Consider the following 13,932-nt stretch of genomic DNA (forward strand, 5'->3'; position numbering starts at 1 on the left):
CAAGGTGCCTTGAAAGAGGAGGGCGCTGGGCTTTTGCCCGCGCCCGAGGATTGAAAGGCAGATTGCCCATCAGATGGCTTTGCAGCGTCGAGGTGACCGCCGTTCGTTAGAACGGCGGAACATAGATATGAATATTCAAATTTTCGGGACTAAGAAGTCCTTCGATACCAAGAAGGCCCAGCGTTATTTTAAGGAGCGCCGCATTAAGGTGCAGTTTATTGACCTTAAGGAAAAGGAGATGAGCAAGGGCGAGCTCACGAGCGTGATGCAGGCGGTTGGCGGCATCGACAAGCTGCTCAACCCCAAAGCCAAGGACGAGGAGACGCTCGCGCTTATCCAGCACCTCACCCCCAGCCAGCGCTTTGATAAGCTGCTCGAGAACCAGCAGGTTCTGGCCGAGCCCATCGTGCGCAACGGCAAAAAGGCCACCGTCGGTTATTGTCCCGACGTGTGGGGAGCCTGGGAGTAGCCTGTGTTATTTGTCGGCGCGTGGGTATAAGAGCAGGCGTTTGGCATAAGATTCAACTGTAAGCCATGTCTAACAAAGGAGGGCACATGCCCAACAAACCCGTGAAGATCATCATGCTTACCGGATACCTCGGTGCCGGCAAGACCACGCTGCTCAACCACATCCTCGCCAACGACGGCGGCATCCGTGCTGCCGTGATCGTCAACGATATCGGCGAGATCAACGTCGACGCCAGCCTCATCGCCGACGGCGGCCTTTCCGAGACCGACGACCTCATCCCGCTCACCAACGGCTGCATCTGCTGCACGCTTTCGGACGACCTGGCCAACCAGCTGCAGGGCATCGCCGATTCGGGCAAGTTCGACTACATCATCATCGAGGCCTCGGGTATTTGCGAGCCTATCCCCATCGCCTACACCATCTCGAGCTTCTGCGATGAGGCCAAGGTGGGCGGCGAGCCCAAGCTCGCGCTCGACAACATCGTAGCCGTGGTCGACTGCGCCCGCATGTACGACGAGTTCAATGGCGGCCGCGACCTGCTGGCCGAGGATATCGACGAGGACGACATCGAGAGCCTGCTCATTCAGCAGATCGAGTTTTGCTCCACGCTGATTCTCAACAAGACCGATACCGTCACGCCTGAGCAGATTGCCGAGCTCAAGGCCATCGTGCGCAGCCTGCAGAAGGACGCCGTGATTGTCGAGGCCCAAAACGGCGAGGTTCCCATGGAGGAACTGCTCGACACCGATCGCTTCGACTTTATGCGCGCCTACAACTCCGCCGCCTGGATCGAGGCCATGGAGCATCCCGAGGAGCACGACGACCCCGAGGTGCTCGAGTACGACATCGAGACCTTTGTGTACTCGCGCCGCAAGCCGTTTGACCTGCAGAAGTTCACCGATTTTGTTGAGCAGGAGTGGCCCGATGAGGTCATTCGCGTCAAGGGTCCGCTGTGGCAGACCGGCGATCCGGACATGTGCTACATGTTTGAGCAGGCCGGCCACCAGATGCGCCTGATGGAGAACGGTCTGTTCGTTGACTCCGCGCCCGAGGGCGAGAAGCAGAAGATTATCGACGAGAACCCCGAGATCATGCAGATTTGGGACGACGAGACGGGCGACCGCATGACGAGCCTGTGCATCATCGGCCGTCACATGGACAAGGAGGCGCTCATCGCCGCCCTCGATGCCTGCCTGACCGACTGGCACCGCGCCTAGGCTATCGAAGCGGGCGTTTTCCGCCCACGTAACCGCCAAACCACCACGAAGGTGCCCTTCGTGGTGGTTTTTCATTCTGAGCCAAGGAGATTCATGTTCAATATCGTGCTGTACGCGCCCGAGATTCCGGCCAATACGGGCAATATCGGCCGCACCTGCGTGGTCACCGGTACCCGCCTGCACCTGGTGGAGCCGCTGGGCTTTTCGCTCGACGACAAGACGGTGCGTCGCGCCGGCCTGGGCTACTGGCAAAACTTGGACGTGACGATCTATGCCGGCTGGGAGGATTTCCTTACGCGCAACGACCTCTCCCCCGCCGACGAACGCCTGCACCTGCTGACCAAAAAGGCGCGCCGCACCTATGCGCAAAGCACCTACCGCGACGGTGACTATCTGGTCTTTGGCAGTGAGAGCTCGGGGATTCCCGAAGACCTGCTTGCTGCGGCGCCCGCGCGCTGCGAGCGCATCCCGATGCTGCGCGATTGCGACTCACTCGATAACGCCGAGGCTTGGGAAGCCCACGAGGAGGCGCTCGGACATACCGAGGACAGCCACGAAGCCATCCTTCGGCAGGATATCTGCGGCAACTTCGTCAATCCGGACGACTACCGCATCAGCGCCCTCAACCTCTCCAACAGCGCCGCCATCGTCCTCTACGAGGCCCTGCGCCAGACAGGCTTTCCGGGAATGTGACAAAGGGACAGTCCCTTTGTCACATTCGGCTAGAGGTAGCGGCCGGTAATGCTCTTGGGGCAGGCCGCGATGTCGCCCGGCGTACCGGCGCAGACGATTTGCCCGCCCGCGTCGCCACCGCCCGGGCCCATGTCGATCACGTAATCGGCATTGCGGATAAGGTCGAGATCGTGTTCGATCACGATAACCGTGGCGCCCTTGGCAACGAGGCCGTCAAACACGCTCAGCAGCACTTGAACATCGAGCGGGTGCAGGCCAATTGTGGGTTCGTCGAATACAAATACGGCATCATCCTGCACGCGGCCCATCTCGCTCGCAAGCTTAAGACGCTGCGCCTCGCCGCCCGAGAGCGCCGGCGTGGGCTCACCAAGCGTGAGATAACCCAATCCCAGGTCGCGCAAGGTCTGTAAGCGCGTCTGGACTTTCTTGAGTCCCAGTGTGGCGTCGATGGCCTCGTCCACACTCATATCCATAAGTTGCGGCAACGTGAGCAGGCTGCCGTCCTTGCCCTCGCGATGAATATGCGAAGCCGCGTCTGCATAACGCGAGCCACGGCATGCAGGGCAGACGATCTCGACATCGGGCAAAAACTGCACGTCAAGCGATATCGAGCCCGTGCCATCGCATGTGGGGCAGCGCAAGGCGCCGGTGTTGTAGCTAAAGGCACCCGCCTTATACCCTGCCGCCTTGGCCTTGGGCGTGCGGGCGAAGGCGCGGCGCAGCTCATCATGGATGTCGGCATAGGTCGCCACCGTCGAGCGCACGTTGGCGCCAATGGGCGTGGCGTCAATCAGGTTGGCGCGCGCGATGCCCTCGGCATCGACCCAACGCACGTGCCTCGGCAGGCGCTCGCCAGCCGCTTGCGCCTTGAGCGCCGGGATGAGCGTCTCGAGCACCAATGTCGTCTTGCCCGAACCTGAAACACCCGTTACCGCGACAAGGCGGCCGCGCGGGATATCGACTTCGAGCGGTTTGACGGTATGGATGGCATCGGTCGCCATGCGGATATGGCCCAGATCGAACATTTCGTCGTCAGCCACCTGCGGGCGCAAGCGCTTGGGGTCCGAGCGCAAGAACGGCGCGATGCGGCTACCCTGCGATTGTTCGACCTCGCCCACCGTACCGGCGGCGATCACATGACCGCCGCCTGCTCCGGCAACGGGGCCCATCTCGACCAGATAGTCGGCTTCTGCCAGCACGCGCGTGTCGTGGTCAACAACAACCACGGTGTTGCCGTCATCCACCAGATCGCGCATCACGCCCACCAGGCCATCGACATTGGCAGGATGCAAGCCGATCGAAGGCTCGTCCAGCACATACAGCACGCCCGTCGATCGGTTGCGCACCACGCGGGCAAGCTGCACGCGCTGGCGCTCGCCCGTCGACAGCGTGGCACCGGCGCGGTCGAGCGAAAGGTAGTCGAGACCCAGGTCGATCAGGCGACGGGCCGTGCTCAAAAACGAATCGCAGATGTCCCCGGCCATGGGCCGCATCTCGGTCGGCAAGGATGCGGGCACCCCACGCACCCACTCAATCGCCTCGCCCAGCGTCATGGCCGCGGCCTGCGCCAGATTGATATCGCGCACCTGAGGCTGGCGTGCCGCCTCGGAGAGACGAGTGCCGCCGCAATCGCGGCATGGGCCCTCGCGCAAAAAGCGAGCCACGCGCTTAAGCCCCTTATCGTCCTTAACCTTGGCGAGCGCATTCTCGACGGTATAGACGGCGTTGTAATAGGTGAAGTCGAGCGGCGTGGCGCCCTCGCCGTTTTTGGGAACGTAGAGAATGTGCTTCTTAACCGCCGGGCCATGGAACACGATATCGCGCTCTTGGGGCGTGAGCTGGTTAAACGGCACGTCGGTGCGCACACCCATCTCGCCGGCCACCTGTTTCATCAGATCCCACATGAGCGTGCCCCAGGGAAGCACCGCGCCCTCGTCGATGGTCTTTGACTCGTCGGGCACCAGGCTCGCCTCGTCCACTTCGCGCATAACGCCGGTACCACCGCAGGTAGGGCACGCGCCGCCACTGTTAAAGGCAAGGTCCTCGGCACCCGGTGCATAGAACTCGCGCCCGCATGCGGGGCATGTGAGCGACAGGCCCGCGGCCACGTTAAGGCTCGGCTCCACGCGCGCCCCGCAATGCGGGCAGACGTGATGGGCGCAGCGGCTAAAGAGCAGACGCAGGCTATTGTTGAGCTCGGTCATGGTGCCAAAAGTGGAACGCACGCCCGGTACGCTGGGGCGCTGATGCAATGCGAGCGCCGCCGGCACGTGCAGCACCTCGTCCACCTGGGCGTGCTCGGCCTGCGTCAGACGACGGCGGGTATAGGTGCTGAGCGCCTCCAGGTAACGGCGCGAGCCCTCGGCATAAAGAACTCCCAGTGCCAGCGAGCTCTTGCCCGAACCCGACACACCGGCAATGCCCACGAGCCTTCCCAACGGAATGTCGATATCGATGTCCTTGAGGTTATGGACACGTGCACCGCGCACCTCGATAGCACTTGGTTGTTGCAACACCGTCATCGCTTCCCTTCCTGTTGATCGAATGTGACAAAGGGACAGTCCCTTTGTCACATTACTCGTGCCATAAAACACGATCTCGAATGTACTCGCCCAGCATGGGCACGGTAAACCGGACGAGGCCGTATCCGGCAGCCTCGATGACGCGCTCGCGAATCAGGCTTGCGCGATATTTACTCGCCCAGCTCTGAGTGCGATCGCAGCGCTCAATGATATCCGCCATGCGAGTTGGTTTACCCTCGTCAACCGCCATGGCCTCGATAAAAAGGCGCTGTGGACTGCGCAGCCCGTAATACAGGGGCGCGTCAACCGCTTCGTAGAACTCGGAGACGGCATCCGCATGGCCATCCTCGACATCGCGCCTTTCGATGACCTGCGAGCCACGCCGGACAGCAGACCGCCACATGTAATAGCCCACCAGCTGAACCATATAGGGATGCCCCATGCTTTTGCGCGCCGCAAGGTCCGCCGCCTCCGCGTCAACGTAAAGACCAGCGTCTTTGACCGTCTGGATATACGAGTCGCGCACCTTGGGCAAAGATATCGCCCCCAGCGTACGCTGCTGGGCACGCCGCAAAAACGTCACGCTCGGCTCTTCGAGCAGATCGTCAACCATACTGGGTAAGCCGGCGAACACCAGCGCAAGACCACGCTGGTCGCTATCGGACAAGCCCGTGGCATCCTGGTCTCCGAGCACCTGCTGATAGAGAACGGCAAGAGCCGCCAGCTCCTCGATAGACGCAGATTGCGCCTCGTCAATCGCAAACAGTATGCCCTTGCCTGGACCGAGCTTCTTGAGGCGCTCGTTGACCAGCCCTCGCAACGTCTCGCCCTTTGCTCGCGCCGCCTCGACTGACATCCGGCCAAACGACGGACCGAACTCCAACGACGACACAACGGGTTTATTCGAGCGAAGCGCGTCGGCCAAGCGGTCGCATAAGCCAAGCGAAGCGGAATCGGAGACAACCGCCCATCCTTGCTCGCTGGCCAGACGTTGCAGCTCCCGTAGGAGAACCGTCTTGCCGCAGCCGCGGTTTCCCGTAATGAGCATGAGCCTGCCCGGCGCCCCGGCGCCGTTATCGAGCCCTTCCTCGAAATCTTCGACGACCGACTCACGACCGATGAGTATCGGAGGCCGCTTACCAGCCGTGGGCTTAAAGGGATTTGGATTCATATCGGCCTCCTCGGATTGGCAAACGCTGATAATAGTTATACCAACTTATACCGAGTTATACCAACTCGATGTGACAAAGGGACGATCCCTTTGTTACATGTGGCCGAAAAATTCCGCGTCGGCGGGGCGATAGGGACGGAAGGTGGCGGGATCGATCTTTACGTGCGCCGCGGCGGGTACGTCGTACCATTTGACCGTATAGCCGGCGCCGTGAGCGCAAAAGACCGAGTCGGGCGTGTTGGGCAGATCGGCCTCGGGCTCATAGGCGGCCGCCTCGATGACGCGCTCGGCATCATGGCAAGCCGCATAGCCGGCGAACTCTAGGTACAGATGCCCACGACCACTCGTATAGGCAGCCACCTCCAGCGCATAATCCTGCACCTCGGATGCCGGCACGCGACCCACAAGCTTCGCCCGGTCTCCCGCCATCGTCGGCGGCTCGTACTCGGCACCCATGCGCGTGGCATCCGAGAGCGCCCGGCCCACGCACTCCCCCGGCACCTCGAGCTCAAAGCGATACCACGGCTCCAACAGCACCGCCGCGGCAGCCTCACGCGCCTGCATGAGCCCCTGGCGAATCGCGCGGTACGTTGCCTGCCGAAAGTCACCGCCCTCGGTGTGTTTGGCATGCGCACGGCCGCCCGTGAGCGTAATGCGCACATCGGTGATGGGCGAGCCGGTCAGCACGCCCAGGTGATCGCGCTCCATAGCGTTGGTGAGCGCCAGACGTTGCCAGTTAAGATCGAGCTCGTCGGTCGAGGTCACGGTGCCAAACTGCACTCCCGAGCCCGCCGGCAACGGCTCAAGGCGCAGGTGCACCTCGGCATAGTGGCGCAGCGGCTCAAAGTGGCCCACGCCCTCAACCGGCTGCGAAATAGTCTCCTTATAGAGAATGCCGCCGGGCTCAAACTCGACCGCAAGGCCAAAACGATCGGCCAGCACGCGCTGCACGACCTCGAGCTGCACCGCTCCCATGAGCTGCAGATGTATTTGTTCAAGATGCGTGTTCCAGCTTACGCCGAGCATGGGGTCTTCGTCTGCCAGCTCAGCCAACGCTTTGAATACCACATGGACGTCGTGTTCGCCCGGTAGCACGGTATAGGTGAGAACCGGCGCAATGACAGGTGCATCGCCCGCGGGCTCCGCGCCCAGGGCATCACCCGGGCGAACGTACGCAAGACCCGTCACGGCACAAATACCGCCAGCGGCAACTTCCTGGGCAAGCTCGTACTTCTCGCCGTTATAGATGCGTACCTGATCGACCTTCTGTTCCCACACCTCGGCACCGGAGCGCCCCTCAATCATCTGCTTTGCGCGCAGCGTGCCGCCGGTCACTTTAACCCAAGCCAAGCGCTCGCCGCGAACGCCTCGGCTGACACGATAGACGCGCGCGGCGAACTCCGGGGCCCACGCCTGTTCACGCATCAGCATGCATATGCCATCCAGCAGCTCGCCCACGCCCTGGTCCTTGAGCGCCGAGCCGGCAAAGCAGGGAAAGAGCCTGCGCTCGGCAACCATGCGCGACAGCGTTGCGACAGAAAGCTCACCCGTCTCGAGAAACTCCTCGAGCGCCGCTTCGTCCAACGCAGCAGCGTCCTCCTGAACGGCGCCGCCCGCCAGCAGTTCGTTGGCATCCAGGCAGCCCTCGGAAAGACGCTGCCCGAGCTGTGCCAGCAAAACATCGTGGCCGGGATTCTCCAAATCGATCTTGTTGATATAGATGAACGTCGGGATGTCATAGCGTGCAAGCAGACGCCACAGGGTTTCGGTGTGCCCCTGCACGCCGTCGTTGGCGCCCACCACCAGAATCGCGTAGTCCAGGGCACGCAGCGTGCGCTCCGCCTCGGCAGAAAAATCGACATGGCCGGGAGCGTCCACGAGCATAACGTGGGTTTCGTCGTGATCGAGCACAGCCTGCGACGAGAAAATCGTGATGCCGCGCTCGCGTTCGATAGCGTTGGTATCCAGGTGCGAGTCGCCGTCGTCCACACGGCCGCGCTTGCGAATACGACCTGCGTTGAACAGCATGGCCTCGGCCAGCGTGGTCTTGCCGGCATCGACATGCGCCAAGATTCCAACGACAGCTTGCTTCGACATGGCTCTCCTCTTATTGCAAGCCCATCGCACGCGGCAACGGGCATCCTCGTTCCACACTGGATGATACAATTTACGGGCCGGCGGGCGAAGTGGGCCCTATCCCCCCAACCGAGCTCATCGCCCTGCGTTGCCGCGCGGCGATTTTCGTAGGTTCGCGCCTTGCGAAAGCCGGCACCTCCCCTTTTGTCTGCCGGGGCTCATCTGGGGCTGTAGCAACGCGAGCCCCACTACAGCGAGGAGCCACCATGAAGGCATTACTCAACGAGTTCAAGGAATTCATCAATCGCGGAAACATGATAGACATGGCCGTCGGCGTTATTATCGGCGGCGCATTCACCGCCATCGTGACCTCGCTGACCGACAACATCATCAACCCGCTCATCGCCGTGATTGCCGGCGGTAGCGCCACCGAGATCTCGGGGCTGGTGGTGCCGGGTACCAATATCGATTTTGGCGCCTTCATTGGCGCGTGCATCAACTTTCTGATCGTGGCGGCGATCGTCTTTGCCATCGTCAAGGCATTCAACAAGGCGCAGGAAATTGGCGACAAGCTCGCCGGCACCGCCGCCGAGCAAGCCGCGCCCAAGCCCGTCTGCCCCTATTGCCTGGAAGAGGTGCACGAGGGCGCGACCAAGTGTTGCCACTGCGGAAGCGAGCTGCCCCGGGCGTAGGCGCCTTAGAGCCAACAGCGCGCCACATCTACCGCCTCGCAAACCAACGTGGCAATCAAACATGGCCCCACCCGGGGCCATTTTCGTTCGCGCGAATTGTTGATACGCGTCCCCGCTCTTATGCCTCGCGCAGCCAGTCGAACGCAACACGCGGCGTGCCGTCTGACACATACACGACGCCGGCGCGCTCGAACCCCGCCTTCATGCTCGCGCCCTGCATGGGCAGGTTGTCCGCGTGCGTATCGATACGCAGATGGTCGGCACGCTCCTTGGCAAAGGCAAACATCGCAGCCGCGATACCGTGCACGGCGCCGTCGGACGCCACACGGTGCAGCACGGCGTACGGAGTGTCGCTACGCCATTGACCGTCCTCAATTACGTCATAGCACTCGTCCGGGCCCGGTAAAAAGGCAAACGTCGCCACCACGCGACCGTCGACTTCGCACACATAGCTGCCACCAGCGGCAATATCGGCAGCCAGTTGCTCGGCAGAAGGCGTGCCCTCGGGCCACTGCGTGGCGTTGCCATGCGCGCGCATAAAGGCGCGGGCCGCGCCATAGATAGCCATGACGGCGGGAATGTCGGTATCGAGGGTTTTTCTTATCATCACGCGGCGACCTCACGTTTATTGGTATCACTTTGATTGAGCAATGATACCAACGTTTGGAGAGGGGCGCGATGCGGATGGGAAGCAAAAAGCGAGCCGCCTGGTCAAAGGCCAAAAGCGAGTTTTTGGGCGCTGCCACCGGCGGCGATATGAGCGACCTGTTTGCGCGCGAGGACGAGCGCCGCGACGCCCTGGACGCCAAGCGCGATGAGGCTTGGCGCTACAAGTCGTGCGAGCGCAAAAACCGCTACGACACACGCGCCGAGGCCGAGGCCGTTATGGCCGACTGCGAAAACCACGGGCGTCGTGGCTTGGCCTGCTATAAATGCGAATACTGCGGCGGATGGCACCTGACGTCCCACCCTTGGAAATAGGCCCCGCATCGGCGCGGCGCTCACGCAGCACCGGCCATCGCGCGCAGGCTACGGGCGCGGCGGCACCAAAACATCGTAACGAACGGCCTTGCCCGCAAGCTGATAGCTCGGCTTAACGCCGGCAAGCAGCGGCCCCTTCACTGGCCGCTTGATAACAACCTTGCGCGGGCACGGCGCAAGCGCAGCTTCGACCAGCGCCTCCTCATCGGCACACGGCTGTTCCAAATGGTGCAAGAGCTGGAACTTCTTTTTCACCGCCGCGCTCTTGGTGCGCTCGGGAAACATGGGGTCCAGATACACCACATCGGGAGCCGCGAGCTCACCGCGCTCGACCAGCTCAGCTGTATGGCGAAGGCCGGCAATGCTGTCCTCGCCCGCATGTAAGCGCATGCGCGCCACAGCAGCCGCAAGCGCCGGATCATCCGCCGCGCGGTCCAAGGCATCCTGCAACAGCGCCGCGATCACGCAGTCCTGCTCATACAAATCGACGGTAAAGCCCGCGGCGGCCAGCAGCAGCGAATCCTCGCCAAAGCCTGCCGTGGCGTCAATCGCCCATGGGCTCTCGATGCCTTTTGTGCGCGCAGCTTTCACCAGCAGCTCTTGCTGCAGACGGCCCTGCTTGAGCCGTGGAAGCATGCGGGCAAAATCGGCACGCAGCTCCATCGCGCCGTCGGTGAGCGTGAGGCCCTCGGACTTCCCGATCAGCTCAAGCCCCGCGGCCCGAGCAACAGAAAAGGGATCGATAACGCCCATGGACACTCCTTCACAAGCAAAATGAATACGTGAGCGCCGCCCCTGTCGGCACTCAACCGTCCGCTATTGTCCCACATGCGACATGGCCCACAGCATCCCAATGCAAAGCACCGCCATCAATCCCGTGCATACGGCAGCGATCACGGAATCACTCATGCGCCTTCCCAACGACCGCGGCTCGCGCACTTGCCCTGTTCCGTACATCATGGCTCCTCCTTAGACCAACTCCTTGTTACGCCTTCATCATCGCAGCGCCGTACATGAGCTGCCATCGATTTGGCTTACGCCCAGCTTTCCTTTTTGAAAGGTTGGACCGTGCAGGTAAGAAACGCTTTCAAACGCATGCATCGCCCCGTTGAACTACAATGTGCTTCACGATATGTGCCGCAACCTGGGTGCGACAGATTCTCCGCGCCCGCATCGAAAGGACCAGCTATGAGCGCCGCTCGCAAGACACTCAAAATCCTTGCCCTGATTTATTTTGTTCTGGGCATCGCCAGTCTCATCATGGGAATCGCCGGCATCGCGACCGGCAAGCTCGAGTCCACCTACGGATCGAACGCCATGCTCGCCGCGGCCGTGATTATCGCCAAGGGCGTTGTCGATCTGGTCGCCGGCGTTGCGGGCATCAAGGGTGCCAACAAACCTTCTCAGGTAGACGGCGCGTTTAAGCTCGGTATTGTTGCCGCGGTCGCCACGCTTGCCAAGGCGGTGCTCACGCTTCCCGCGCTCGGCGGCAGCGCCGTCAACATCGGTGCCTTTGTCCTCGTGGTGTACGACCTGTTCTTTGTTCAGCAGGCACACGCCGTTAAGGCCGAAAACAAGGACCGCCTGTAAGCGCTCACTTCTTATAGCCTCTGCAGCCAAGTAACTAAAAGGGCCGATCGCGCATCTCCGCGGTCGGCCCTTTGCGTTTGCCCAGATAAAACCTGCCAAAATAAACCTGTCCCTTTTTGGCAGGTTGTTAGCCGTGGCGGTACTCGACGATGATGAAGTCAATGTCAGTCTGAAGGGTATCGAGGTTTGCCAGGCGCTCTTTGTCGGCAGGGCGCGTGCGGTAGTAGTAGGGCGTCATCTGGAACACCGCCTCGATGTCGGCCTGGGTCCGAAGCGTAATATTCGCAGACACCCGCTGCGTTCCGACCAACTCGAGTTCGGTCGTCTTCGGCAGCTTCTCGTCGTTAAGGTACGGCGTATCGTAGAGCACTTCCTTAAGCCCAAAGAGATGACGGGCACCCGGCACCACGGTGTAGAGCGAGCCCTCGGGTGCCAGCACGCGGGCAAACTCGCGCTCGTTAAAGGGAGCAAAGAGTTCGGTCACCATATCGAAGGCGTCATCGGCCACGGGGATGTCCTTCATGTTGGCCACGAAGTAGGTCGCATCGCCGCGCTTGGCGGCCAGGCGCACCATCTCTTTGCCCAAGTCGAACCCGTAAACATCCACGCCCGGCACCGCACCCATGGCACTCGTGTAATAGCCCTCGCCACAGCAAATATCGAGCAAGGTCAGCTGCTTGTCCGTAGACACCCCGTGCTCTGCCGCCCGCGCGCGCACCAACTCGACCATTGCATCGCGCAACGGCGCATAGTAACCGCGGTTCAAAAAGTCGCGACGGCTGCGTGCCTGTGACTTGGGATCGCCCATGGAGTCGCCGCTCTTGGACGAACGCAGTAGATATAGATAGCCCTCGCGCGCACGGTCAAACCGGTGTCCGCCCGCGCATGCAGCACCGCGCTCGTCGTCCACCAACGGCTCATGGCAAACGGGACACAACAACATGGCAACTCCTTAGCGCGAACAACACAACGCCCACCATTGTCGCACGCCTTCCCCACCTAGTCATTGGGGACGTTCTTGAATGACTAGTCGTTTAAGAACGTCCCCAACGACTAGTCGATTAGGAGTATCATCGTCTGCGCAAATAAGCACAGAAAAGCACATTAGAGATTGAGAGCGTATGACTGATACCGCGTCCAAGCACATTGACATGACCACCGGCTCACTGTGGCGCAATATTCCCCTGTTCGCCTTCCCCGTGGCCGCCACGAGCATCTTGGAGCAGCTATCGAACCTCATCGCCACGGTCATCATCGGTAACTTCTCGGGCGACCAGGGAACCCTCGCCATGGCGGCGGTCGGCTCCAATGTTCCGCTTACCAGTCTTATGCTCAACCTGTTTATCGGCATGTCGCTTGGCTCCAACGTGGTCATTGCCAACGCTATCGGCCGCAACGATCAGAACATGGTCAAACGCGCCGTCCATACCTCGATTTTAATGGCGCTCGTGGGCTTTGTCGTCATCGCCCTGGGCGAGATCTTTGCCGAGCCCATGCTCGCCGCGCTCAACGTTCCCGCCGAGACCATGCCGCTCGCCTCACTCTACCTACGCGTCTTTTTGCTGAGCATGCCCTCGATCTTGCTCTACAACTTTGAGGCCGCAATCTTCCGCTCCGTCGGCATCACCCGCATGCCGCTGCAGGCGCTCGCCGTGTCCACCGTCCTCAACATATGCCTGGACCTCGTCTTTGTCCCCGTACTCCACTGGGGCGTCGCGGGCGTCGCCATCGCCACCGCCATCGCCTACACCGTCAGCGCCGCGACGCTCTTTATCCGCTTGCTCAAGACCGACTCCGTCGTCCGCGTCACCCCACGCGACTTGGCTATCGACCCCGTTGCCCTCAAGCGCATCGTCAAGATCGGCCTGCCCGCCGGCATCCAAAGCGCCGTCTTTGCCGTCGCCAACATCATCATCCAGTCCGCCATCAACAGCTTGGGCACCGAGGTCATGGCGGCATCCAGCGCCGCCATGAGCCTGGAGTACGTGTGCTACAACCTGCTCAACAGTTTTAGCCAGGCTTGCACCACCTTTGTGGGACAAAACCACGGTGCCCGCCAGATTGACCGCTGCACCAAGACACTCAAGGTCTGTCTAGTCGAAGGCGGTATCGTTGCGCTCACCACGATTATCGTTATTGTCGGCCTGGGGCGCGAAATCTTGTCGCTGTTCAACAGCGATCCCAACATCGTCTCAATCGGCTATATCCGCGTGTGCTCGATCTTCCCGGCGTACGCCTTTAGCATGTTCTACGAAAACATGTCCGGCTACCTGCGCGGCTTTGGCATCTCGCTCATGCCCGCCCTCATTACCATGATCTGCGTCTGTGGCATCCGCTTCTACTGGGTATTCTGCGTGTTCCCGCACTTCCGCACCTTTGCGAACATCATGATGGTCTATCCCATCAGCCTGGGCACCACGGCGTTCTTTATGGTCGTGGCGGTATTGTTCTGCCACCCGGCACGCACCTACCGTCTTGCGCAAGCCAAGACCGGGACGCGCTAGACACATCCAACAAGGTG

General features: G+C 61.3%; 13 protein-coding genes. 7 read left to right on the forward strand and 6 right to left on the reverse strand.

Features of this window, described 5'->3' with window-relative positions; genetic code table 11:
- Window positions 1-127: 127 nt before the first annotated feature.
- The 3 genes from DXD48_RS00455 (at window position 128) to DXD48_RS00465 (ending at window position 2,379) form a co-directional block, all read left to right on the forward strand.
- The gene (locus DXD48_RS00455; protein WP_022093957.1) at window positions 128-469 is read left to right on the forward strand and encodes an arsenate reductase family protein; all 342 of its coding nucleotides are present in this window, start codon (window positions 128-130) and stop codon (window positions 467-469) included.
- Between the two features lie 86 nt (window positions 470-555).
- On the forward strand, window positions 556-1,686 hold the full coding sequence (locus DXD48_RS00460) for a GTP-binding protein (protein ID WP_117563549.1): 1,131 nt from the start codon (window positions 556-558) through the stop codon (window positions 1,684-1,686).
- A gap of 93 nt (window positions 1,687-1,779) precedes the next feature.
- Window positions 1,780-2,379, forward strand: a complete 600-nt coding sequence (locus DXD48_RS00465) for a tRNA (cytidine(34)-2'-O)-methyltransferase (RefSeq protein ID WP_117563550.1) — start codon at window positions 1,780-1,782, stop codon at window positions 2,377-2,379.
- 29 nt (window positions 2,380-2,408) lie between these two features.
- Here the strand turns inward: DXD48_RS00465 and DXD48_RS00470 are convergent, their stop codons facing one another.
- The 3 genes from DXD48_RS00470 to DXD48_RS00480 all read right to left on the reverse strand — a co-directional run bounded on the left by DXD48_RS00470 (window position 2,409) and on the right by DXD48_RS00480 (window position 8,169).
- Window positions 2,409-4,901 carry an excinuclease ABC subunit UvrA gene (locus DXD48_RS00470; RefSeq protein ID WP_117563551.1) on the reverse strand — a complete coding sequence of 831 codons (2,493 nt, stop codon included), beginning with the start codon at window positions 4,899-4,901 and terminating at the stop codon, window positions 2,409-2,411.
- Window positions 4,902-4,953: 52 nt separating this feature from the next.
- The gene (locus DXD48_RS00475; protein WP_117563552.1) at window positions 4,954-6,072 is read right to left on the reverse strand and encodes an AAA family ATPase; all 1,119 of its coding nucleotides are present in this window, start codon (window positions 6,070-6,072) and stop codon (window positions 4,954-4,956) included.
- A gap of 93 nt (window positions 6,073-6,165) precedes the next feature.
- Entirely contained in the window at window positions 6,166-8,169 is a 2,004-nt protein-coding gene (locus DXD48_RS00480; RefSeq protein WP_117563553.1) for a translation factor GTPase family protein, read from the reverse strand.
- Between the two features lie 245 nt (window positions 8,170-8,414).
- Here DXD48_RS00480 and mscL point away from each other — a divergent pair, with 245 nt between their 5' ends.
- Window positions 8,415-8,840, forward strand: a complete 426-nt coding sequence (gene mscL, locus DXD48_RS00485; RefSeq protein ID WP_117563554.1) for a large conductance mechanosensitive channel protein MscL — start codon at window positions 8,415-8,417, stop codon at window positions 8,838-8,840.
- A 118-nt stretch (window positions 8,841-8,958) separates the two neighbouring features.
- Here mscL and DXD48_RS00490 read toward each other — a convergent pair whose 3' ends face one another.
- Window positions 8,959-9,447 (reverse strand): N-acetyltransferase, encoded by a 489-nt coding sequence (locus DXD48_RS00490; RefSeq protein WP_117563555.1) that lies wholly within the window; start codon window positions 9,445-9,447, stop codon window positions 8,959-8,961.
- A 77-nt stretch (window positions 9,448-9,524) separates the two neighbouring features.
- Here DXD48_RS00490 and DXD48_RS00495 point away from each other — a divergent pair, with 77 nt between their 5' ends.
- Complete coding sequence (locus DXD48_RS00495; RefSeq protein WP_117563556.1) at window positions 9,525-9,821, forward strand: hypothetical protein; 297 nt, start codon at window positions 9,525-9,527, stop codon at window positions 9,819-9,821.
- A gap of 48 nt (window positions 9,822-9,869) precedes the next feature.
- Here DXD48_RS00495 and DXD48_RS00500 read toward each other — a convergent pair whose 3' ends face one another.
- Window positions 9,870-10,574 (reverse strand): class I SAM-dependent methyltransferase, encoded by a 705-nt coding sequence (locus DXD48_RS00500; RefSeq protein WP_117563557.1) that lies wholly within the window; start codon window positions 10,572-10,574, stop codon window positions 9,870-9,872.
- A gap of 435 nt (window positions 10,575-11,009) precedes the next feature.
- On the opposite strand from DXD48_RS00500, the gene DXD48_RS00505 reads away from it, so the two are divergent.
- Entirely contained in the window at window positions 11,010-11,411 is a 402-nt protein-coding gene (locus DXD48_RS00505; RefSeq protein ID WP_117563558.1) for a hypothetical protein, read from the forward strand.
- Between the two features lie 127 nt (window positions 11,412-11,538).
- Here the strand turns inward: DXD48_RS00505 and DXD48_RS00510 are convergent, their stop codons facing one another.
- Window positions 11,539-12,354, reverse strand: a complete 816-nt coding sequence (locus DXD48_RS00510) for a putative RNA methyltransferase (RefSeq protein WP_117563559.1) — start codon at window positions 12,352-12,354, stop codon at window positions 11,539-11,541.
- 178 nt (window positions 12,355-12,532) lie between these two features.
- Between DXD48_RS00510 and DXD48_RS00515 the strand changes: the two genes are divergently transcribed.
- Window positions 12,533-13,915, forward strand: coding sequence for an MATE family efflux transporter (locus DXD48_RS00515; RefSeq protein WP_117563560.1), 1,383 nt, complete (start codon window positions 12,533-12,535; stop codon window positions 13,913-13,915).
- Window positions 13,916-13,932: the final 17 nt, after the last annotated feature.

This window comes from Collinsella sp. TM05-37, assembly GCF_003436455.1.
GTDB lineage: Bacteria > Actinomycetota > Coriobacteriia > Coriobacteriales > Coriobacteriaceae > Collinsella.

Excerpts from the sequence above, each read along its gene's own strand:
- DXD48_RS00470 (WP_117563551.1), bottom strand. The coding sequence starts at position 4,901 with ATGACGGTGTTGCAACAACCAAGTGCTATCGAGGTGCGCGGTGCACGT.
- DXD48_RS00480 (WP_117563553.1), bottom strand. The coding sequence starts at position 8,169 with ATGTCGAAGCAAGCTGTCGTTGGAATCTTGGCGCATGTCGATGCCGGC.
- DXD48_RS00510 (WP_117563559.1), bottom strand. The coding sequence starts at position 12,354 with ATGTTGTTGTGTCCCGTTTGCCATGAGCCGTTGGTGGACGACGAGCGC.
- mscL (WP_117563554.1), top strand. The coding sequence starts at position 8,415 with ATGAAGGCATTACTCAACGAGTTCAAGGAATTCATCAATCGCGGAAAC.
- DXD48_RS00500 (WP_117563557.1), bottom strand. The coding sequence starts at position 10,574 with ATGGGCGTTATCGATCCCTTTTCTGTTGCTCGGGCCGCGGGGCTTGAG.
- DXD48_RS00495 (WP_117563556.1), top strand. The coding sequence starts at position 9,525 with ATGGGAAGCAAAAAGCGAGCCGCCTGGTCAAAGGCCAAAAGCGAGTTT.
- DXD48_RS00490 (WP_117563555.1), bottom strand. The coding sequence starts at position 9,447 with ATGATAAGAAAAACCCTCGATACCGACATTCCCGCCGTCATGGCTATC.
- DXD48_RS00505 (WP_117563558.1), top strand. The coding sequence starts at position 11,010 with ATGAGCGCCGCTCGCAAGACACTCAAAATCCTTGCCCTGATTTATTTT.
- DXD48_RS00475 (WP_117563552.1), bottom strand. The coding sequence starts at position 6,072 with ATGAATCCAAATCCCTTTAAGCCCACGGCTGGTAAGCGGCCTCCGATA.
- DXD48_RS00515 (WP_117563560.1), top strand. The coding sequence starts at position 12,533 with ATGACTGATACCGCGTCCAAGCACATTGACATGACCACCGGCTCACTG.
- DXD48_RS00455 (WP_022093957.1), top strand. The coding sequence starts at position 128 with ATGAATATTCAAATTTTCGGGACTAAGAAGTCCTTCGATACCAAGAAG.
- DXD48_RS00465 (WP_117563550.1), top strand. The coding sequence starts at position 1,780 with ATGTTCAATATCGTGCTGTACGCGCCCGAGATTCCGGCCAATACGGGC.
- DXD48_RS00460 (WP_117563549.1), top strand. The coding sequence starts at position 556 with ATGCCCAACAAACCCGTGAAGATCATCATGCTTACCGGATACCTCGGT.